The organism is Prevotella communis (assembly GCF_022024115.1).
Classification (GTDB): Bacteria; Bacteroidota; Bacteroidia; order Bacteroidales; family Bacteroidaceae; genus Prevotella; species Prevotella communis.
On sequence record NZ_CP091792.1, the window covers coordinates 3,009,258 to 3,027,978 of the forward strand.

Below are 18,721 nucleotides of genomic sequence, written 5' to 3' on the forward strand. Positions count from 1 at the left end.
AATGTGTTATTACTGTTTAGTCAATAACGGTCACCAGATGATGAACCTTGCGAATCATACCACGGAGAGCGGGAGAATCTTCCTTCTCAACGACCTGGCCGATCTTACGAAGGCCAAGTGCCTCGAGGGTACGCTTCTGGTCAACGGGATAACCGATCTTACTCTTAATCTGCTGAATCTTAATTGTTGCCATAGTCTATACCTCCTTATCCGTTGAATACTTTGTTCATGCTGATACCACGATTGCCTGCAACGGTGTAAGCGTCACGCATCTGGCTCAGGGCCTCGATGGTAGCCTTCACCAAGTTGTGGGGGTTAGAAGAACCCTTAGACTTAGCAAGCACATCCTTAATACCAACGCTCTCCAGAACGGCACGCATAGCACCACCGGCTACAAGACCGGTACCGGCAGCAGCGGGCTTCAGGAATACCTGAGCACCACCGAAGCGTGCTTCCATCTCGTGAGGGATAGTACCCTTGAGCACGGGAACCTTAACAAGATTCTTCTTGGCAGACTCTACACCCTTGGCGATAGCAGCTGTTACTTCACCAGCCTTACCCAGGCCCCAGCCGATTACGCCATTGCCGTCGCCGACAACAACGATAGCTGCGAATGTGAAGGTGCGACCACCCTTGGTTACCTTAGTTACACGGTTGATGGCAACCAGTCTGTCTTTCAGTTCAACGTCACTATTTACTCTAACTTTGTTCATTGCCATAATCGTTTAAAAATTAAGTCCACCTTTACGAGCTGCATCAGCGAGAGACTTCACGCGGCCGTGATACAGATAACCGTTACGGTCGAAGACAACTGACTCTACGCCAGCCTCCTTAGCCTTAGCGGCGATCATCTCACCAACCTTGGCAGCCTGCTCAATCTTAGGCATAGCCTCGAGGCCAGCAGAAGATGCAGATGCAAGTGTTTTACCTTCCAAATCGTTAATCACCTGAACGTAGATCTGCTTGTTGCTGCGGAACACGCTCATACGAGGACGCTCGGCTGTACCGAACACGCTCTTACGAATTCTATATTTGATCTTAATTCGTCTTTCTACTTTCTTAGTCGTCATAATCTTGAATTCTTAATCTTAGTTCTTAATTCTTAATTACTTAGCTGATGCTGACTTACCCGACTTACGACGGATAACCTCACCCTGGAACAAGATACCCTTTCCTTTATAAGGCTCAGGCTTGCGGAAAGAACGAATTTTAGCACAAATAAGTCCGAGGAGCTGCTTGTCGCAAGACTCGAGGATAATCTGAGGATTCTGGTTACGCTCAGACTTTGTCTCAACCTTAACCTCCTTAGGAAGCTGGATGAAGATGGGGTGAGTATAACCCAGAGCGAACTCGATGATGTTACCCTGATTAGAAACACGGTAACCTACACCTACGAGCTCCATCTCCTTCTTGTAACCCTCGCTTACGCCAACAACCATGTTGTTAACGAGTGCGCGGTAGAGGCCATGGAAAGCCTGCTTCTGCTTGTAGTTAACAGGGCTGTTCTCGTCAACTTCGAAAGTTACGTGACCGTCCTCAATCTTAACGATGATTGACTTGTCGACTTTCTGAGAGAGTTCACCCTTGGGACCCTTAACGGTAACGACTCCGTCCTTATCCTGAGCGACTGTTACGCCAGCAGGAATACTAATTGGCAATTTTCCTATTCTTGACATATTCTATCCTCCAATTAATAAACGTAGCAAAGTACCTCACCACCGATCTTCAGGGCTGCGGCCTCTTTGTCTGTCATTACACCTTTAGACGTGGATAAGATAGCGATACCCAGTCCGTTAATAACTCTCGGCATATCTTTGTAACCAGTGTACTTACGGAGACCTGGTGTAGATACGCGCTTCAAGAACTTGATGGCGTTCTCTTTTGTTACAGGATCATACTTCAAGGCAACCTTGATAGTACCCTGAGGGCCATCCTCAACGAACTTGTAGTTCAGAATGTAACCCTTCTCGAAGAGGATCTTAGTAATTTCCTTCTTCAAGTTTGAAGCTGGTACTTCCACAACACGGTGATTAGCCATGATTGCGTTTCTCAACCTCGTCAGAAAATCTGCTATTGGATCTGTCATAAAAATAATTGTTTAATTAATCGGGACTCCCCCGACAATATTAAATAAAAATGAAAATCTCTTTTTTTGATTACCAGCTAGCCTTCTTCACTCCGGGAATCAGACCGTTTGATGCCATCTCACGGAACTGAATACGAGAGAGACCGAACTGACGCATGTAACCCTTTGGACGACCTGTCACCTTGCAACGGTTGTGCAGACGGATGGGGTTAGCGTTGCGGGGAATCTCCTGCAGCTTGCGGGCAGCCTCGTAGGCAGCCATAGCACCTTCCTCGGTGTTAACGTCGGCAGTAGCGATTACCTTCTTCAGTGCAGCACGCTTCTCAGCATAGCGGGCAACGAGCTTGGCGCGCTTTACCTCGCGGGCCTTCATTGATTCTTTTGCCATATCTCTTAGTCGTTTTTAGCGTTCTTGAATGGGAGACCGAAAGCCTTCAGCAGAGCATAACCCTCCTCGTCGGTCTGAGCCGATGTAACGAAGGTGATGTTCATACCCTGGATGCGATCTACTGAATCGATATTGATCTCGGGGAAGATAATCTGCTCCTGGATACCCAGTGTGTAGTTACCACGACCGTCGAACTTGCTCTCGATACCCTTGAAGTCACGGATACGGGGCAGAGCGATGCGAACGAGTCTCTCGAGGAACTCGTACATGCGCTCACGACGCAGTGTTACCATAACGCCGATAGGCATCTTCTTACGGAGTTTGAAGTTTGCGATATCCTTCTTAGAATATGTAGCAACGGCCTTCTGACCAGTGATGGCAGAAATCTCGTTGATAGCTACCTCGATAATCTTCTTATCCTGAGTAGCGTCGCCCAGACCCTGGTTTACGACAATCTTCTTCAGGGCAGGAATCTGCATAGCAGAACTATAGTTGAACTGCTTCATCAGAGCCGGAGCGATCTGCTCGGCATAAGTTTTCTTCAGTTGTGCTGTATTCATTACTTAATCTCCTCTCCTGATTTTTTTGCCACGCGGATGACGTTCTTACCCTCGTGCTTGATAGCAACACGGGTAGCCTTGCCACTCTTGGGGTCAATCAAACTTAAGTTAGAAATATGAATAGGAGCCTCGACTTTCTCGAAACCTCCCTGAGGATTCTTGGCGCTGGGCTTTGTGCTCTTGTTGACGATATTGATACCCTCAACAATAGCACGCTGCTTCTCTACCAAGACCTTCAGCACCTTACCAGTCTTGCCCTTGTCCTCACCGGCCAGGACCATGACTGTATCGTTTTTCTTGATATGTAACTTGCTCATTACTTTTTAATCTTTTTAATGTTAAAGAACCTCAGGTGCCAAAGAAACGACCTTCATGTTAACTGCGCGCAGCTCACGAGCCACGGGACCGAAGATACGGCTACCACGGAGCTCACCAGCATTGTTCAGCAGTACGCATGCATTGTCATCAAAACGGATGTAAGAACCGTCAGCACGACGGATTTCCTTCTTAGTGCGAACAATCAGAGCCTTCGACACTGCACCCTTTTTCACATCACTAGTAGGGATTGCGTTCTTGATAGCAACGACAATCACGTCGCCTACACTGGCATAACGGCGGCGGGTACCACCCAGCACACGGATGCAGAGAGCCTCGCGTGCACCGCTGTTATCACATACTGTAAGTCTTGATTCTGTCTGTATCATAATTACTTAGCCTTTTCAACGATTTGAACTAATCTCCAGCGCTTTGTCTTAGACAGAGGGCGGGTTTCCATAATGAGCACTGTATCACCTACATTGCACTCATTCTTCTCATCATGTACATGGTATTTCTTCGTTTTCTGAACGAACTTACCATAAATAGGGTGCTTCTCCTTGAACTTAGCGGCAATAACAATGGTTTTATCCATTTTGTTGCTGATAACGACACCCTGTCTTGTCTTTCTTAAATTTCTTGTTTCCATCTGGACCATTGTTATTTGTTAAGTTCTCTCTGACGGAGTTCCGTCTTCATGCGTGCGATATCACGACGTGCAGCCTTAATCAGTGATGGGTTCTCCAGCGGAGTTACGTTGTGATTGAACTTCATCTGGTTGTACTTAGCAACCTCAGTCTCCAAACGCTCGGCCAATTCTTTGGTCTCAAGCTCCTTAATTTCCTTCGTCTTCATACTAATTAAGCGTTTTTATCGTAGTCACGTCTTACAACAAACTTGGTCTTAACAGGCAGCTTCTGAGCACCGAGGCGAAGAGCCTCCTTGGCGATCTCAAAAGGTACGCCTTCCACTTCGAAGAGGATACGACCAGGAGTTACAGGTGCAACCCATCCTGCGGGATCACCCTTACCCTTACCCATACGTACGTCAGCAGGCTTACGAGTGATGGGTTTGTCGGGGAAGATGCGGATCCAAACCTGACCTTCACGGTTCATGTAACGATTGATGGCCACACGGGCAGCCTCAATCTGGCGGCTGTCGATCCATTTAGCGTCAAGTGTCTTGATACCGAAAGATCCGAAAGCCAGTGTTGTACCTCTGTGGGCGTTGCCTTTGTTGCCACGTCCATCCTGAGGCCTTCTATATCTTACTCTTTTTGGTTGTAACATGATAGCTTCTTTCTTTAATAATTAATTACTTCTTCTTATTGCGGAACTTACGGCCACCATTGTTACCTCCGTTGCCACGGCCACTCTGCTTCTCCTGAGAGAAGTTAGGAGCGAGGTCAACCTTGCCGTAAACTTCACCACGGCAAATCCAGACCTTGATGCCCAGCAGACCAACCTTAGTCAGAGCCTCTGCCTGGCAGAAGTCGATGTCAGCACGGAATGTGTGCAGGGGAGTACGGCCCTCCTTGATCATCTCGCTGCGTGCGATTTCAGCACCGTTAAGACGACCTGAGATCTGAACCTTGATACCCTCGGCACCAGCGCGCATGGTGTTGGCCACAGCCTGCTTGATAGCACGACGATAAGCAATCTTGCCCTCGATCTGGCGAGCGATGTTCGTGGCAACGATTGTTGCGTCAAGTTCTGGACGCTTTACTTCAAAGATATTAATCTGTACTTCCTTGTCGAAGAGCTTCTTCAGCTCATCCTTCAAGTTGTCTACATCCTGTCCACCCTTACCAATGACGATACCCGGACGAGCCGTGCAAATAGTAATGGTAATCAGTTTCAAAGTGCGCTCGATGACAATCTTAGAAACGCTAGCCTTAGCCAGACGCTCGTTGAGGTACTTACGGATTTTCTGATCCTCTACCAGGTTATCTCCGAAGTCCTTGCCTCCGAACCAATTTGAATCCCAACCTCTAACGATACCCAGACGGTTGCTAATTGGATTTACTTTCTGTCCCATTCTATTATTCTTTTACGTCGTTAGTTTTAGCGTCAACAAACAGAGTGACGTGGTTACTGCGCTTGCGGATACGATAGCCACGGCCCTGTGGGGCGGGACGCATGCGCTTCAGGGTTACGCCCTCGTCAACGAATACGCGGGTGATGAACAACTCGCCGGCCTCGGCCTTGCGATCATTCTTCTGCTCCCAGTTATTAATAGCTGAGCGGAGAAGCTTCTCCACATCAGCGGCAGCAGCCTTCTTTGAGAAGCGAAGCACGCCCAAAGCGCGGTTCACCTCCATGCCACGGATCATATCCACGACATAGCGCATCTTGCGCGGAGAAGAAGGACAGCCTTTCAACTTTGCAAAATACTGTGTCTTAAGAGCTGCTTTTCTCTCTTCAGCCTTAATATGTTTTCTTGCTCCCATTGTAATTTCTTAATTCTTAATTCTTAATTCTTAATTCACCCTGGAGCATTACTTCTTGTTACCGGCGTGACCACCGAAGCGACGTGTGGGTGCGAACTCACCGAGCTTGTGACCAACCATGTTCTCAGTAATGTAAACAGGGATAAATTTGTTACCGTTATGAACTGCAACAGTGTGTCCCACGAAATCGGGTGAGATCATTGATGCTCTGGCCCATGTCTTTACGACGTTCTTCTTGCCGCTCTCATTCATAGCGAGAACTTTCTTCTCGAGAGCAACGTTGATATAAGGACCTTTCTTTAATGAACGACTCATAATTTAACTCTTGTTACTTTGATTACTTCTTGTTAGCTCTTTCAATAATGTACTTGTTTGAAAGCTTCTTAGGTGCACGTGTCTTCAGACCCTTAGCGTACAGACCCTTACGTGAACGTGGGTGTCCACCAGACTGACGGCCTTCACCACCACCCATTGGGTGATCGTGGGGGTTCATAACAACACCACGGTTGTGAGGACGACGTCCCAACCAGCGAGAGCGACCAGCCTTACCTGATGCCTCCAGCGCGTGGTCAGAGTTGCCTACAGCACCTACAGTAGCCTTACAAGCAGAGAGGACCTTACGTGTCTCACCTGAAGGGAGCTTAATCACGCAATAGTCTCCTTCACGAGAAGTCAACTGAGCAAAATTACCAGCCGAACGAACGAGCAGTGCACCCTGACCAGGACGGAGCTCAATGTTGTGAATCACCGTACCTACGGGAATGTTGGCAAGGGGAAGAGCATTACCCACCTCGGGCGCTGCCTCCGCACCAGACATCAGTGTTGCGCCAACCTGCAGTCCATTAGGAGCAATTATGTAACGTTTTTCACCATCTGCGTAGAAAAGAAGTGCAATGCGAGCTGAACGGTTAGGATCGTACTCGATTGTCTTTACTACAGCAGGTACACCATCTTTCTCTCGCTTGAAGTCGATCAGACGATACTTCTTCTTGTGACCGCCACCCATGTAGCGAACAGTCATCTTACCGGTGTTGTTTCGACCGCCGGTAGAACGCTTACCGTAAACGAGAGACTTCTCTGGCACGGATGCAGTAATATCCTCGAACGTGCCAATAATTTTGTGTCTTTGACCCGGAGTTACGGGCTTTAATTTACGTACTGCCATTTTTTATTAATCAATATTGCTGTAAAAATCAATTTCCTCACCCTCTTTCAGAGTGACAATAGCCTTCTTGAAGGCGTTCTTCTGTCCCTTCACGAGACCGGCCTTTGTATAACGCTGACTGCGCTTACCAGCGTAGCGAACCGTGTTGACATCCTCAACGGTTACGTTATAAAGAGCCTCGACTTCCTTCTTAATCTCAATCTTATTAGCCTCAGGACGTACGATGAAGCCATAGCGGTTAGGCTGCTTCTCCGTAATCTTGGTCATCTTCTCAGTGACCAGGGGTTTTATAATAAATGCCATAGTCTAATGTCTCCTTTTTACTTGTTTAAGATTCCGTCGATTGTCTCCAGTGACTTCTCGGTGATAACCAGAACGTCAGCGTCGAGTACCTTGTAGGTATTCACGTTGGCAGCCTCGATCACCTCAGCCTTCTGCAGGTTGCGAGCCGACAAATATACGTTTTTATTTGCTTCTGGCAAAACGAAGAGCAACTTCTTACCATCGACTTTCAGATTTTTAGCAATATTTACAAAATCTTTAGTCTTTGGAGCCTCAAAGTTGAAGTCCTCGAGTACGAGAACAGCATTCTCCTGAGCCTTATAAGTCAGAGCTGACTTACGAGCGAGCTGCTTAACCTTCTTGTTCAGCTTGAAGCCATAGTCACGAGGTGTAGGACCGAACACGCGACCACCACCACGCAGCAGAGGAGAGTTGATATCACCATGACGAGCACCGCCGCCGCCCTTCTGACGACCCAGTTTGCGTGTAGATCCAGAGATCTCGCTACGCTCCTTTGACTTAGCGTTGCCCTGACGCTGGTTGGCCATATACTGCTTAACGTCCAGATAAATGACGTGGTCATTAGGCTCAACACCAAAGATAGCCTCATTCAGAGTTACCTTTCTTCCGGTCTCCTGACCGTTGATATTCAATACACTAACTTCCATCTCTTTACATCTCGATTAAAACAGTTGAACCATTGCATCCAGCGCAGCTACCCTTCACAAGCAGAAGGTTGTGCTCAGGAATCACCTTTAATACTTTCAGGTTCTGTGTGGTTACGCGGTCACCACCCATGTGGCCACCCATGCGCATACCCTTGAACACCTTAGCGGGGTAAGAACAAGCACCGATAGAACCGGGCTTACGCAGACGGTCGTCCTGACCGTGAGTGCTCTGACCTACACCACCGAAACCGTGGCGCTTAACTACACCCTGAAAACCTTTACCTTTTGAAGTACCTACAACGTCTACGAACTCTGCATCAGCGAAAAGCTCTACGGTGATGGTGTCACCCAGGTTGTAGTCCTCTTCAAACTTGAACTCGGCCAAGTGGGCCTTAGGTGTTGTGCCGGCCTTCTTGAACACACCCATCATGGGCTTTGTTGTGTTCTTCTCCTTTGCCTCGCCAAAACCGAGCTGAACAGCCTTGTAGCCATCCTTCTCAACTGTCTTGACCTGGGTCACAACGCAAGGACCAACTTCGATAACAGTGCACGGTACATTCTTACCGTCGGCACTGAAAACGGATGTCATTCCGATTTTTCTTCCTAATAATCCTGGCATTTCAGTTTAAAATTTTAATAATAAAATGTTATAAATAAATATTGTATTCTCTTTTGCTTTTAAGTGTCATTTTGCCTTTTATCCACCTATACGCACACAAAATTGAGAAACAGCCGATTCCTTTTCTTTCGGAACATAAACTGCTCTTTTTCAGTGTGTTGTTAGCGAATTGCCAGCGCAACGGCCACTTTTGCGGGTGCAAAGGTACAACTTTTATATGGAATACACAATACTACCCACCTCTAAATTAGTATTATTTAGTATTTTTTATGATTAGGAGATAAGAGATCGAGGGTACGGAGGTGCGAAGATACGGGGTGCAAGGATTGTCTTATTTAATATTGTACCCGCGCCCGCGAGGCCCTTTTCCATTCTTACGTAAAATTCTCCTATTTGCGAAGAATGCAAAAAATAGTTGTATATTTTACGTTCGTTTTTGGAAAATATTACGTAATTTTGCATTCATGAACAACACGAAAATAACATCCTATACGCCCAAGGCGGGTAATGGCAGGACGACGAAACGCCGATCTGCCATACGAGTTGTTATTGCTATTCCACATAGTCCTATTTTGTTAACCATCCCCTCAACACATTTTTCAGGTAACGATCCACAAACCGCCAATCGTAATGATACCGCAGCAAGACATACCCGATCACTCTCAAGACCTCCACAATTTCCAAAAGGATGTGGAAGAGGCGATAGAGTATCATCTTGCAAACGGTGGTGCTAATGCCGCAAGAGAAGCTGTCAAAGATCTAGCAAAGGTTTATTTCTACAAACAAGAATGGCCCAATGTGTCGCGCGAAGCTATGAAAAAAATAAAACAGTACGAAGACAAACAGCTTATCATGGAAGAACAGCGTAAGCAGCAACACATAGAAAACGCGATGAGGACGATGATGGGATCCATTACACCGCAGCAGCAGATACAGAATTCCATACCCGTTGTTTTACCCCAGGAACTAAGCACCGAAAGGGCAATGCTTATATGGAAATTACTACAGGATAGCCATTTGGTCAACGAGAACTACCAGCCGAAGGTGTCGCGTACCAAGGCGGCAATCATGGCAGGATGGTTCTTCACGCAACTAAACATGGATGTACAATGGCCTTTATTTGAAACGCTATGGCATCGCGAGAATATGAGAAGCGACCATAGCAAAGGTATGGATCAAAAACAGATGAAGACCTTTCAAAACAAACTTAAAGACATAGAAGCATCTATTCCAAAGCCTAGGACAAACGCGCAACTGGCTGCGCAACTACCACGCTCATAGTTTTTCCTTTGATTCCTACTAACTTTGCATCGTAATTTAATCTATTGATAATTATGATGCAAAAAGAAAAAAGCAAGAGAAGTAGACAGACTGAAGACCTGAAGAAGGAGCATAAGCCCAACTGGAAGGAGTACACGGCCATGCCAGAAGACATTAAAGCCTTTCTGGCGGACAGGATTTTTCTGAGACATAACGTCATCACCAAACGTGTGGAGTGCAGGATACCTTCGAGTTATGAGAACGACGGAACTGACTGGCAGCCTATCACCGACCGCATCGTGAACTCGCTATGGACGGAGATGTCGAAAGAGAAGAAGGTGCGCATCCAGGATGTATACCATGTGATTGAGTCGGACTTTGTGCCCGACTATCACCCATTCCTCTACTTTCTGGAACACCTGCCTAAATGGGACGGACAGGATTATATCCTGGCGATGTCGGTATCTGTCACGGTGAAGGGCGAGATAGAGGAGCAGATGCTCTTTGCCAATTACCTGAAGAAATGGCTGGTGGGCATGGTGGCAGGATGGATAGACCCAAAGGTGGTCAACAATGTGATCCTGGTACTCATCGGTGAACAGGGCTCTTATAAGACCACCTGGTTCAATTACCTGCTACCGCCAGAGCTTTCGAAATACTTCTATACGAAAACAAACGCCAACCGCATGGGGCGTGATGACCTCCTGACACTGGCACAATACGGACTGGTGTGCTGCGAAGAGCTGGACACTATGAAACCCTCGGAACTCAACCAACTGAAGGCTGCTGTCACCATGCCCTCTATCGACGAGCGTGCTGCCTATGCCCACTTCCATGAACACCGCAAACATATCGCCTCGTTCTGTGGCACGGGTAACAACGCTCAGTTTCTTAGCGACCCCACGGGCAACCGCCGTTGGCTGCCCTTTGAAGTTGAAAGCATCGAGTCGCCACGAGATCATCCCTTCGATTATATGGGTATCTACTCACAGGCCTATACCCTCTACCAGCAGGGCTACCGCTACTGGTTCTCACGCGAGGAAATCCTGAAGCTGCAGGAGCACAACAAGCAGTTTGAGGCACCGCGACTGGAACAGGAACTTGTACAACAGTACTTCCGCAAACCCGTTGGAAAAGAGCCTGGCGAGTTTATCAGCATCGCATTGGCCTTGCAAATTGTGGGCTTAGGCATCACTCAGAAAATCAGTAGTGTTCTTTTGGGACGTGCCTTTGCCGAATTAGGCTTCGAGCGAAAGACAAGCAGAAACGTACGAGGCTATATTGCGATACGTAGAAGTGCAGAGGAAATGCGTGCCTTACGCAGTGCTATGGCCCAGGAAACAGGACATACAGATACAGATGATACGGAGGTATTCTGAAAACGCTTTGCGTACACCTGCACATATACGTACGCGAGAAAGTCTATAAAATGTACTGTATCATCTGTATCTGTATTTCTCAGAAAGCCTTCTTCACAAACAATAGGTTAAGGCCTGCCAAAGCACTGAATAAGGACTCGTAAATCATTGAGTAACAAGGCGTAAGTCACTAATTTACGACCTCAAAGTCACTAAACTGCGATGTCAAAACAAGTGGTTTATAAATCTACAGTCAAATACAGGCACAAATCCATCAAAACAAACAAGGAAAAATGATTATCAAAAGTTACCCCAAAAGCGAATTGGCTCTCATGTATTTCCCCGACAGCGAACCTCATGTAGCCACCAATCACCTCACAAAGTGGATAAAAGGCAACCCCTCACTCGTTGAAGCACTGAGAAGTTGCCACCAGAGCAGGCACGCCAAATTCTACTCGGCCCAGGCCGTCAGGTTCATCATAGAACATCTGGGTGAACCATAAAGATTATCGCACTTTATCGCATCCGCAGGCATCGATGCGCACGTTGTGCACGAATCACGGCTTCCAAATGTAGTACCTTTGCATTATCAGAGAAACGCTCTGACGAGTGTAGAAAGCTTTTCGCGCGGAAGCCGCTCGAGCTCTGCTCGCTTTTACAAAGCGGAGCGACTAAAAGATTTTTTCACTCTTCACTATTCACTTTAACTTTACCATTATGATTTCCTACGTATTGAAACAAAACAAGAACCCGCATTCTGTATCAAAAGGTAACTGGTTTGCCTATCCCGACATTAAGCAGACCGTCAACCTCTCCAAGCTGGCAGAACTGATGTGCCTCCATAACACCGGTTTCTCTAAGGGTGCTGTCAATGGTTTGCTCACCGATATGGTCAGCATCATCAAGGAACAGCTTCTGGAGGGAAAGAACGTGAAGATTGCCGACCTTGCCATCTTCTCTCTGGGTATCAAGAACACCAAGGGCGGTGCCAAGAGCGAGGCCGATTTCTCGGTCGTCAAGAATATCCAGGGCGTGAAACTCCGTGCACGTGCCACCGGTGAACTGATCACCAAGAGCCTGAACCTGGAGGCTTCACTGATGAAGGCCACGGCTAATACGAACATCGCTAACGGCGGTACCACGGATGACGGGAACGGAGGAGGCGGAAACAACGAAGGACCTGTAAACCCCTAAACATTAAACATTAAACATTAATCATTAATCATTAAACATTAATCATTAAATTTCAGGAAAAATGAAGAATAAGACATTATGGAAATTCGTGATTCAAACAAGTATTAGCATGCTGTCGGCCATCGCCACAGCACTCGGTGTAGCTAGTTGTATGTAGCCCATGCGTAGTATAGATTTAATCGTAGTGCACTGCTCCGCCACCCGTTGCAATCGGCGCTATAGCGTGATGCAACTGATCCGCGACCATCGCGATCGCTTCGGGTTCACGGGCTACCACTACTACATCACACGCGACGGCACCGTCACCCAGACACGTCATGAGCAACTCATCGGTGCCCATGCCAAGGGCTATAACAGTCGTTCCCTGGGTGTATGCTACGAAGGAGGGTTGGATAAGGAGGGCAAAACGGCCGATACCAGGACCATCAAACAGAAGCGAGCGCTCCTTGCACTGCTCAAGAGGCTCAAACGGGAACATCCCCAAGCGCAGATCCTGGGTCATCGCGACCTTCCCAATGTCCACAAAGCCTGTCCTTGCTTTGATGCCAAGACAGAATATCAAGACTTGTAAACACGAAAAAGACCCTGACTCATTGCTGAATCAGGGTCTTCACTTTGTAAAAATGGCAGCCTCCTACTCTCCCGCATTGCATTGCAGTACCATCGGCGCAAGCGGGCTTAACTTCTCTGTTCGGAATGGGAAGAGGTGGGACCCCGCCGCAATAGCCACCTGAATATCTTTGCTAAATTGATAATTGACAATTGATAATTGACAATTATACAACCGCGTATAAGGTTGACATATCACACTAAGACTGAAGACAAAACTTCAGCGTCAATACTGTCACAGTTGAAAGCATGCGCTTTAGCAGCGAAAGCCTTCGGGCAATTAGTAGTGCTCGGCTTTGACATCACTGTCTTTACACCTGCACCCTATCAACGTCGTAGTCTACGACGACCCTCAATGGAGCCCTCATCTTGTGGCCGGCTTCGCACTTAGATGCTTTCAGCGCTTATCCGATCCCGACGCGGATACCCGGCGGTGCACCTGGCGGTACAACCGGTAAACCGGAGGTCAGTCAAACACGGTCCTCTCGTACTAGTGTCCGATCCACTCAAGACTCCCACGCCCACGATAGATAGAGACCGAACTGTCTCACGACGTTCTGAACCCAGCTCGCGTGCCACTTTAATGGGCGAACAGCCCAACCCTTGGGACCTTCTCCAGCCCCAGGATGTGACGAGCCGACATCGAGGTGCCAAACCACCCCGTCGATATGAGCTCTTGGGGGGGATCAGCCTGTTATCCCCGGAGTACCTTTTATCCTTTGAGCGATGCAGTTTCCATACACTTGCACCGGATCACTAAGCCCCAGTTTCCTGCCTGCTCGGCATGTCTGCCTCCCAGTCAAGCGCCCTTTTGCCTTTACACTCTATAAGGCCGGTTACCAATCGGCCCGAGGGCACCTTTGGAAGCCTCCGTTACGCTTTTGGAGGCGACCACCCCAGTCAAACTACCCACCAAACAGTGTCCACGCATCTGCGTGTTAGACCTCAGGCAGCAGAAGGGCCGTATTTCAACGGCGGCTCCATGAACGCTGGCGCGCCCACTTCATAGCCTCCGGCCTATCCTACACATCCGATGACCAAGGTCAGTGCTAAGCTGTAGTAAAGGTTCACGGGGTCTTTTCGTCCCATCGCGGGTAATCGGCATCTTCACCGATACTACAATTTCACTGAGATCGTGGCCGAGACAGCGTCCGGATCATTACACCATTCGTGCAGGTCGGAACTTACCCGACAAGGAATTTCGCTACCTTAGGACCGTTATAGTTACGGCCGCCGTTTACTGGGGCTTCAATTCAATGCTTCATCCGAAGACTGACATCTCCTCTTAACCTTCCAGCACCGGGCAGGTGTCAGGCTGTATACCTCATCTTTCGAGTTTGCACAGCCCTGTGTTTTTGTTAAACAGTTGCCTGGACCTATTCTCTGCGCCTCACTTAAAGTGAGGACCCTTTATCCCGAAGTTACAGGGTCAGTTTGCCTAGTTCCTTAGCCACGAATCTCTCAACGCCTTAGTATGTTCTACCCGACTACGTGTGTCCGTTTGCGGTACGGGTACCACACGGGTTAAGCTTAGCGGTTTTTCTCGGGAGTATGTTTACCTGCGCTATCAAGCTCTTCCGAAGAAGACCCTGTACTGTCACGTTCGGCTCGGAGTGTGGATTTGCCTGCACTCCTCTACACCTACACGCTTCAACGTGCTATTCCGTCAGCACGCGGCAGTGTCACTGCTCCGTCACCACGTCGCCCCGTATGGTAGTCACGGAATATTAACCGTGTCAGCCATCGCTCTCGCCGTTCGGCTTAAACTTAGGACCCGACTCACCCCGGGGTGATTGACATCGCCCGGGAAACCTTAGTCTTATGGCGGACGGGAATCTCACCCGTCTTATCGTTACTTATACCTACATTTGCTTTTCCAGAAACTCCAGTGAAGGTCATCCTTCACCTTCGACGTCGCTGGAATGCTCCCCTACCGATACTTCTTAATGCTATCCCGCGCCTTCGGTACCTGTCTTATACCCGATTATTATCCATGCACGGCCTCTCGACTAGTGAGCTGTTACGCACTCTTTGAATGAATGGCTGCTTCCAAGCCAACATCCTAGCTGTCATCGAGGCCACACTTCGTTAGACTAACTCAGACAGGATTCCGGGACCTTAGACGGCGGTCTGGATTCTTCTCCTCTCGGGGACGGACCTTAGCACCCGCCCCCTTACTGCCGGACTGCAGACCGTGAGCATTCGGAGTTCGTCAGGTCTCGATAGGCGGTGAAGCCCTCTTGACCTATCGGTCGCTCTACCTCTCACGGTGACCATCCGACGCGGCACCTAAATGCCTTTCGGGGAGTACGAGCTATCTCCGAGTTTGATTGGCCTTTCACTCCTACACACACCTCATCCGGAAGCTTTTCAACGCTTATCGGTGCGGACCTCCATCCCGTGTTACCGGGACTTCATCCTGGACATGTGTAGATCACTCGGTTTCGCGTCTACCCCATCCGACTTGGGCGGCCTCTTCAGCCTCGCTTTCACTGCGGTTGCGCCCCAGAAGGGCTTAACCTCGCCGGACATGGTAACTCGTAGGTTCATTATGCAAAAGGCACGCCGTCACTAGTATAACTAGCTCCGACCGCTTGTAGGCGACTGGTTTCAGGTACTATTTCACTCCCCTAATAGGGGTGCTTTTCACCTTTCCCTCACGGTACTGGTTCGCTATCGGTCTCTCGGGAGTATTTAGCCTTACCGGATGGTCCCGGCAGATTCGCGCAGAATTCCTCGTGCTCCGCGTTACTCAGGATACCACTAGGCCTCATTTCACTTCGCGTACAGAACTTTCATCTTCTATGGTTGAACTTTCCAGAACATTCTGCTCATGATCAGAGTACCACGGCGTGGTCCTACAACCCCCATTATGCATTGCTACATAACAGGTTTGGGCTCTTCCCCGTTCGCTCGCCACTACTAGGGGAATCATTGTTTATTTTCTCTTCCTAGGGGTACTAAGATGTTTCAGTTCCCCCCGTTTGCCTTCCTACCTTTGTAGGAATAACAGTCCTTCAGACTGCTGGGTTGTCCCATTCGGAAATCCCTGGATCAAAGATTATTTGCATCTACCCAGAGCTTATCGCAGCTTATCACGTCCTTCATCGCCTCCGAGAGCCAAGGCATCCACCAGACGCCCTAACTTGCTTTCGCCTATATACATTAAACATTAATGATTAAACATTAAACATTCAATGCATAGCTCATACTTTCAGCTGTAATTTTGAGATTTTTTAATCTACTCAGTTTGACTTCTTAAAGTCTTTACTTACAGTCTTGTGTGTCAATATGTCAAAGATCTCTTCCTCTATAAGAGGATTGTGGAGAATAACGGATTCGAACCGTTGACCCCCTGCTTGCAAAGCAGGTGCTCTAGCCAACTGAGCTAATCCCCCAACTTTTATTCGAGTCGGATGTAGTCCCAGGCAGACTTGAACTGCCGACCTCCACATTATCAGTGTGGCGCTCTAACCAACTGAGCTATAGGACTGGCTTCAAGCTTCGCCGTTACTACGCTCAGCTTCATCTTTCTCTATTCTTATATATAAACATCAGCAGTAAAGAAGCACTGGGTTAAAAACTAACCTTCTTAACTAAAAGCGGTAGCAAATTCTTCACTTTTCACTATTCACTTTTACCTTTTATAGTCATTCTCTCCAGAAAGGAGGTGTTCCAGCCGCACCTTCCGGTACGGCTACCTTGTTACGACTTAGCCCCAATTACCAGTTTCGCTCTAGGCCGATCCTTGCGGTCACGGACTTCAAGCGCCCCCGGCTTTCATGGCTTGACGGGCGGTGTGTACAAGGCCCGGGAACGTATTCACCGCGCCATGGCTGATGCGCGATTACTAGCGAATCCAGCTTCATGGGGTCGGGTTGCAGACCCCAATCCGAACTGAGGATGGCTTTTAGGATTAGATGCGCCTTACGGAACACCATCTCTCTGTACCACCCATTGTAACACGTGTGTAGCCCCGGACGTAAGGGCCGTGCTGATTTGACGTCATCCCCACCTTCCTCACACCTTACGGTGGCAGTCCAACCAGAGTGCCCAGCATAACCTGATGGCAACTAGTCGCAGGGGTTGCGCTCGTTATGGCACTTAAGCCGACACCTCACGGCACGAGCTGACGACAACCATGCAGCACCTCCACAGGAGCCCCGAAGGGCCTCATCATCTCTGAATCGTTCTCCTGCAGTTCAAGCCCGGGTAAGGTTCCTCGCGTATCATCGAATTAAACCACATGTTCCTCCGCTTGTGCGGGCCCCCGTCAATTCCTTTGAGTTTCACCGTTGCCGGCGTACTCCCCAGGTGGGATGCTTAACGCTTTCGCTTGGCCGCATACACTATATCGCATACAGCGGGCATCCATCGTTTACCGTGCGGACTACCAGGGTATCTAATCCTGTTCGATACCCGCACCTTCGAGCTTTAGCGTCAGTTATAGCCTCGCCAGCTGCCTTCGCAATCGGAGTTCTTCGTGATATCTAAGCATTTCACCGCTACACCACGAATTCCGCTGACGTCGAATACACTCAAGGAAACCAGTTCGCGACGCACTTCCACGGTTGAGCCGCGGCATTTCACGTCACGCTTAATCTCCAGCCTGCGCTCCCTTTAAACCCAATAAATCCGGATAACGCCCGGACCTTCCGTATTACCGCGGCTGCTGGCACGGAATTAGCCGGTCCTTATTCTTACGGTACATACAAAACGGGACACGTCCCGCACTTTATTCCCGTACAAAAGCAGTTTACAACCCATAGGGCCGTCATCCTGCACGCTACTTGGCTGGTTCAGACTTCCGTCCATTGACCAATATTCCTCACTGCTGCCTCCCGTAGGAGTTTGGACCGTGTCTCAGTTCCAATGTGGGGGACCTTCCTCTCAGAACCCCTACTGATCGTGGGCTTGGTGGGCCGTTACCCCGCCAACAACCTAATCAGACGCATCCCCATCCCTTAGCGGTAAACCTTTGATTCATTTCAGATGTCTTCTACGAATAACATAGAGTATTAATCCGACTTTCGCCGGGCTATCCTCTACTAAGGGGAAGGTTGGATACGCGTTACTCACCCGTGCGCCGGTCGCCATCAATCAAAGCAAGCTTCGATTATGCTGCCCCTCGACTTGCATGTGTTAAGCCTGTAGCTAGCGTTCATCCTGAGCCAGGATCAAACTCTTCATTGTAAAATGTTTTATCTCTAAAGTTTTGCTAAAGCAGGAAATGCTGCTTTCACAATCTTTTATATCTGTCTCAGAACGACTATCCAGTATCAAGTTAAGAATTAAACGGTTTGTTTCTTCTACCCAAGAGTAACCGAAATTACTCTCGCTTCTTGTACTACTTCTGTCTATGTAAATCTTTCAAAGAACTCTTTCCTATTTTGCTTGTCAGGAGGTGTTCCTGATTTGCGGGTGCAAAGGTACGACTTTTTTCTGAACCACCAAAACTTTTCCTATAAAAAATCACTTTTTTCATGCATTTTTTATGCGCTCTTGATTTATATCAATATACAAAACAGCCTTCACCTTATTATATATTATATAGGGAGAACTGTTTTTGCAAAGAGCCAGAAACAACGGATTGAACGGATGAAACGGATTTTCTACCACAGATTGCACAGATGATACAGGTTACAATCGCATTAATATGCAAGAAATATCAAATAATAAAAATAAATTCTAAGTTTTTTGCATTTTTATTTGTCGGTTTATCAGAAAAACCGTACCTTTGCACGCCGATTTGAAAGAAAAAGCATAAA

At 48.1% G+C, this 18,721-nt stretch carries 25 protein-coding genes, 2 tRNA genes and 3 rRNA genes; 6 read left to right on the top strand and 24 right to left on the bottom strand.

Translation table 11 applies throughout. From position 1 onward, the window contains the following. Positions 1-16: 16 nt before the first annotated feature. The 19 genes from rpmD to rplC form a co-directional block, all read right to left on the bottom strand. Complete coding sequence (rpmD, locus tag L6468_RS12490; RefSeq protein WP_091818942.1) at positions 17-193, bottom strand: 50S ribosomal protein L30; 177 nt, start codon at positions 191-193, stop codon at positions 17-19. 13 nt (positions 194-206) lie between these two features. Continuing rightward, positions 207-719 (bottom strand): 30S ribosomal protein S5, encoded by a 513-nt coding sequence (gene rpsE, locus L6468_RS12495; RefSeq protein WP_091818941.1) that lies wholly within the window; start codon positions 717-719, stop codon positions 207-209. Between the two features lie 6 nt (positions 720-725). Then, positions 726-1,070 carry a 50S ribosomal protein L18 gene (gene rplR, locus L6468_RS12500; protein ID WP_091818940.1) on the bottom strand — a complete coding sequence of 115 codons (345 nt, stop codon included), beginning with the start codon at positions 1,068-1,070 and terminating at the stop codon, positions 726-728. 36 nt (positions 1,071-1,106) lie between these two features. After that, positions 1,107-1,676 (bottom strand): 50S ribosomal protein L6, encoded by a 570-nt coding sequence (gene rplF / locus L6468_RS12505; RefSeq protein ID WP_091818939.1) that lies wholly within the window; start codon positions 1,674-1,676, stop codon positions 1,107-1,109. A 14-nt stretch (positions 1,677-1,690) separates the two neighbouring features. Then, on the bottom strand, positions 1,691-2,086 hold the full coding sequence (gene rpsH, locus L6468_RS12510) for a 30S ribosomal protein S8 (protein WP_091818938.1): 396 nt from the start codon (positions 2,084-2,086) through the stop codon (positions 1,691-1,693). Positions 2,087-2,156: 70 nt separating this feature from the next. Further along, positions 2,157-2,474: a 30S ribosomal protein S14 gene (rpsN, locus tag L6468_RS12515; RefSeq protein WP_091818937.1), complete on the bottom strand. Its 318-nt coding sequence runs from the start codon at positions 2,472-2,474 to the stop codon at positions 2,157-2,159. A 5-nt stretch (positions 2,475-2,479) separates the two neighbouring features. After that, the gene (gene rplE / locus L6468_RS12520) at positions 2,480-3,034 is read right to left on the bottom strand and encodes a 50S ribosomal protein L5 (protein WP_091818936.1); all 555 of its coding nucleotides are present in this window, start codon (positions 3,032-3,034) and stop codon (positions 2,480-2,482) included. After that, a complete protein-coding gene (rplX, locus tag L6468_RS12525; RefSeq protein ID WP_237793479.1) occupies positions 3,034-3,351 on the bottom strand; it encodes a 50S ribosomal protein L24 in 318 nt (105 codons plus the stop codon). Before rplX ends, rplE begins: the two co-directional genes overlap by 1 nt. Before the next feature lie 21 nt (positions 3,352-3,372). Next, positions 3,373-3,738, bottom strand: a complete 366-nt coding sequence (rplN, locus tag L6468_RS12530) for a 50S ribosomal protein L14 (protein WP_091818934.1) — start codon at positions 3,736-3,738, stop codon at positions 3,373-3,375. Positions 3,739-3,740: 2 nt separating this feature from the next. Next, entirely contained in the window at positions 3,741-4,007 is a 267-nt protein-coding gene (gene rpsQ / locus L6468_RS12535) for a 30S ribosomal protein S17 (RefSeq protein WP_091818933.1), read from the bottom strand. Between the two features lie 2 nt (positions 4,008-4,009). Continuing rightward, on the bottom strand, positions 4,010-4,204 hold the full coding sequence (gene rpmC, locus L6468_RS12540; RefSeq protein WP_091818932.1) for a 50S ribosomal protein L29: 195 nt from the start codon (positions 4,202-4,204) through the stop codon (positions 4,010-4,012). A 5-nt stretch (positions 4,205-4,209) separates the two neighbouring features. Next, positions 4,210-4,638, bottom strand: coding sequence for a 50S ribosomal protein L16 (gene rplP / locus L6468_RS12545; RefSeq protein WP_091818931.1), 429 nt, complete (start codon positions 4,636-4,638; stop codon positions 4,210-4,212). A gap of 25 nt (positions 4,639-4,663) precedes the next feature. Then, a complete protein-coding gene (gene rpsC, locus L6468_RS12550) occupies positions 4,664-5,386 on the bottom strand; it encodes a 30S ribosomal protein S3 (protein WP_091818930.1) in 723 nt (240 codons plus the stop codon). A gap of 4 nt (positions 5,387-5,390) precedes the next feature. Continuing rightward, positions 5,391-5,798, bottom strand: coding sequence for a 50S ribosomal protein L22 (gene rplV / locus L6468_RS12555; RefSeq protein ID WP_091818929.1), 408 nt, complete (start codon positions 5,796-5,798; stop codon positions 5,391-5,393). A gap of 48 nt (positions 5,799-5,846) precedes the next feature. Further along, positions 5,847-6,113, bottom strand: a complete 267-nt coding sequence (gene rpsS / locus L6468_RS12560; RefSeq protein ID WP_027448975.1) for a 30S ribosomal protein S19 — start codon at positions 6,111-6,113, stop codon at positions 5,847-5,849. A 22-nt stretch (positions 6,114-6,135) separates the two neighbouring features. Further along, the gene (gene rplB, locus L6468_RS12565; RefSeq protein ID WP_091818928.1) at positions 6,136-6,963 is read right to left on the bottom strand and encodes a 50S ribosomal protein L2; all 828 of its coding nucleotides are present in this window, start codon (positions 6,961-6,963) and stop codon (positions 6,136-6,138) included. Positions 6,964-6,969: 6 nt separating this feature from the next. Continuing rightward, complete coding sequence (gene rplW, locus L6468_RS12570) at positions 6,970-7,266, bottom strand: 50S ribosomal protein L23 (RefSeq protein ID WP_091818927.1); 297 nt, start codon at positions 7,264-7,266, stop codon at positions 6,970-6,972. 17 nt (positions 7,267-7,283) lie between these two features. Beyond that, positions 7,284-7,913 (bottom strand): 50S ribosomal protein L4, encoded by a 630-nt coding sequence (gene rplD / locus L6468_RS12575; RefSeq protein ID WP_091818926.1) that lies wholly within the window; start codon positions 7,911-7,913, stop codon positions 7,284-7,286. A 4-nt stretch (positions 7,914-7,917) separates the two neighbouring features. Then, on the bottom strand, positions 7,918-8,532 hold the full coding sequence (rplC, locus tag L6468_RS12580) for a 50S ribosomal protein L3 (protein ID WP_091818925.1): 615 nt from the start codon (positions 8,530-8,532) through the stop codon (positions 7,918-7,920). Positions 8,533-9,162: 630 nt separating this feature from the next. On the opposite strand from rplC, the gene L6468_RS12585 reads away from it, so the two are divergent. The 6 genes from L6468_RS12585 (at position 9,163) to L6468_RS12610 (ending at position 12,915) form a co-directional block, all read left to right on the top strand. Next, positions 9,163-9,813, top strand: a complete 651-nt coding sequence (locus tag L6468_RS12585) for a hypothetical protein (RefSeq protein ID WP_237793480.1) — start codon at positions 9,163-9,165, stop codon at positions 9,811-9,813. A gap of 53 nt (positions 9,814-9,866) precedes the next feature. Beyond that, the gene (locus tag L6468_RS12590) at positions 9,867-11,171 is read left to right on the top strand and encodes a VapE domain-containing protein (RefSeq protein WP_237793481.1); all 1,305 of its coding nucleotides are present in this window, start codon (positions 9,867-9,869) and stop codon (positions 11,169-11,171) included. 272 nt (positions 11,172-11,443) lie between these two features. Further along, positions 11,444-11,653, top strand: a complete 210-nt coding sequence (locus L6468_RS12595) for a DUF4248 domain-containing protein (protein ID WP_091818922.1) — start codon at positions 11,444-11,446, stop codon at positions 11,651-11,653. A gap of 214 nt (positions 11,654-11,867) precedes the next feature. Then, entirely contained in the window at positions 11,868-12,344 is a 477-nt protein-coding gene (locus L6468_RS12600; RefSeq protein WP_237793482.1) for an HU family DNA-binding protein, read from the top strand. 61 nt (positions 12,345-12,405) lie between these two features. Beyond that, the gene (locus L6468_RS12605) at positions 12,406-12,501 is read left to right on the top strand and encodes a smalltalk protein (RefSeq protein WP_176944334.1); all 96 of its coding nucleotides are present in this window, start codon (positions 12,406-12,408) and stop codon (positions 12,499-12,501) included. A gap of 3 nt (positions 12,502-12,504) precedes the next feature. Further along, positions 12,505-12,915: an N-acetylmuramoyl-L-alanine amidase gene (locus L6468_RS12610; RefSeq protein ID WP_237793483.1), complete on the top strand. Its 411-nt coding sequence runs from the start codon at positions 12,505-12,507 to the stop codon at positions 12,913-12,915. 50 nt (positions 12,916-12,965) lie between these two features. Here the strand turns inward: L6468_RS12610 and rrf are convergent. From rrf to L6468_RS12635, 5 genes are all read right to left on the bottom strand, one after another. After that, positions 12,966-13,078, bottom strand: a 5S ribosomal RNA gene (gene rrf / locus L6468_RS12615). A 135-nt stretch (positions 13,079-13,213) separates the two neighbouring features. Then, positions 13,214-16,109 (bottom strand): 23S ribosomal RNA (locus L6468_RS12620). A 168-nt stretch (positions 16,110-16,277) separates the two neighbouring features. After that, positions 16,278-16,351: transfer RNA gene (locus tag L6468_RS12625), tRNA-Ala, on the bottom strand. A 21-nt stretch (positions 16,352-16,372) separates the two neighbouring features. After that, a tRNA-Ile gene (locus tag L6468_RS12630) sits at positions 16,373-16,446 on the bottom strand. Positions 16,447-16,616: 170 nt separating this feature from the next. Continuing rightward, a 16S ribosomal RNA gene (locus L6468_RS12635) occupies positions 16,617-18,146 on the bottom strand. Together the 16S, 23S and 5S rRNA genes with 2 tRNA genes alongside form the textbook arrangement of a ribosomal RNA operon. Positions 18,147-18,721 lie beyond the last annotated feature (575 nt).

Coding starts and splice junctions, on each gene's coding strand:
- rplN (WP_091818934.1), bottom strand. CDS start 3,738: ATGATACAGACAGAATCAAGACTTACAGTATGTGATAACAGCGGTGCA.
- L6468_RS12610 (WP_237793483.1), top strand. CDS start 12,505: ATGCGTAGTATAGATTTAATCGTAGTGCACTGCTCCGCCACCCGTTGC.
- rpsS (WP_027448975.1), bottom strand. CDS start 6,113: ATGAGTCGTTCATTAAAGAAAGGTCCTTATATCAACGTTGCTCTCGAG.
- rplE (WP_091818936.1), bottom strand. CDS start 3,034: ATGAATACAGCACAACTGAAGAAAACTTATGCCGAGCAGATCGCTCCG.
- L6468_RS12595 (WP_091818922.1), top strand. CDS start 11,444: ATGATTATCAAAAGTTACCCCAAAAGCGAATTGGCTCTCATGTATTTC.
- rpmD (WP_091818942.1), bottom strand. CDS start 193: ATGGCAACAATTAAGATTCAGCAGATTAAGAGTAAGATCGGTTATCCC.
- rpsN (WP_091818937.1), bottom strand. CDS start 2,474: ATGGCAAAAGAATCAATGAAGGCCCGCGAGGTAAAGCGCGCCAAGCTC.
- rpsE (WP_091818941.1), bottom strand. CDS start 719: ATGGCAATGAACAAAGTTAGAGTAAATAGTGACGTTGAACTGAAAGAC.
- L6468_RS12590 (WP_237793481.1), top strand. CDS start 9,867: ATGATGCAAAAAGAAAAAAGCAAGAGAAGTAGACAGACTGAAGACCTG.
- rpmC (WP_091818932.1), bottom strand. CDS start 4,204: ATGAAGACGAAGGAAATTAAGGAGCTTGAGACCAAAGAATTGGCCGAG.
- rpsQ (WP_091818933.1), bottom strand. CDS start 4,007: ATGGTCCAGATGGAAACAAGAAATTTAAGAAAGACAAGACAGGGTGTC.
- rplV (WP_091818929.1), bottom strand. CDS start 5,798: ATGGGAGCAAGAAAACATATTAAGGCTGAAGAGAGAAAAGCAGCTCTT.
- rplF (WP_091818939.1), bottom strand. CDS start 1,676: ATGTCAAGAATAGGAAAATTGCCAATTAGTATTCCTGCTGGCGTAACA.
- rplR (WP_091818940.1), bottom strand. CDS start 1,070: ATGACGACTAAGAAAGTAGAAAGACGAATTAAGATCAAATATAGAATT.
- rplX (WP_237793479.1), bottom strand. CDS start 3,351: ATGAGCAAGTTACATATCAAGAAAAACGATACAGTCATGGTCCTGGCC.
- rplD (WP_091818926.1), bottom strand. CDS start 7,913: ATGGAAGTTAGTGTATTGAATATCAACGGTCAGGAGACCGGAAGAAAG.
- rpsC (WP_091818930.1), bottom strand. CDS start 5,386: ATGGGACAGAAAGTAAATCCAATTAGCAACCGTCTGGGTATCGTTAGA.
- L6468_RS12585 (WP_237793480.1), top strand. CDS start 9,163: ATGATACCGCAGCAAGACATACCCGATCACTCTCAAGACCTCCACAAT.
- rplB (WP_091818928.1), bottom strand. CDS start 6,963: ATGGCAGTACGTAAATTAAAGCCCGTAACTCCGGGTCAAAGACACAAA.
- L6468_RS12600 (WP_237793482.1), top strand. CDS start 11,868: ATGATTTCCTACGTATTGAAACAAAACAAGAACCCGCATTCTGTATCA.
- rplC (WP_091818925.1), bottom strand. CDS start 8,532: ATGCCAGGATTATTAGGAAGAAAAATCGGAATGACATCCGTTTTCAGT.
- rpsH (WP_091818938.1), bottom strand. CDS start 2,086: ATGACAGATCCAATAGCAGATTTTCTGACGAGGTTGAGAAACGCAATC.
- rplW (WP_091818927.1), bottom strand. CDS start 7,266: ATGGCATTTATTATAAAACCCCTGGTCACTGAGAAGATGACCAAGATT.
- L6468_RS12605 (WP_176944334.1), top strand. CDS start 12,406: ATGAAGAATAAGACATTATGGAAATTCGTGATTCAAACAAGTATTAGC.
- rplP (WP_091818931.1), bottom strand. CDS start 4,638: ATGTTACAACCAAAAAGAGTAAGATATAGAAGGCCTCAGGATGGACGT.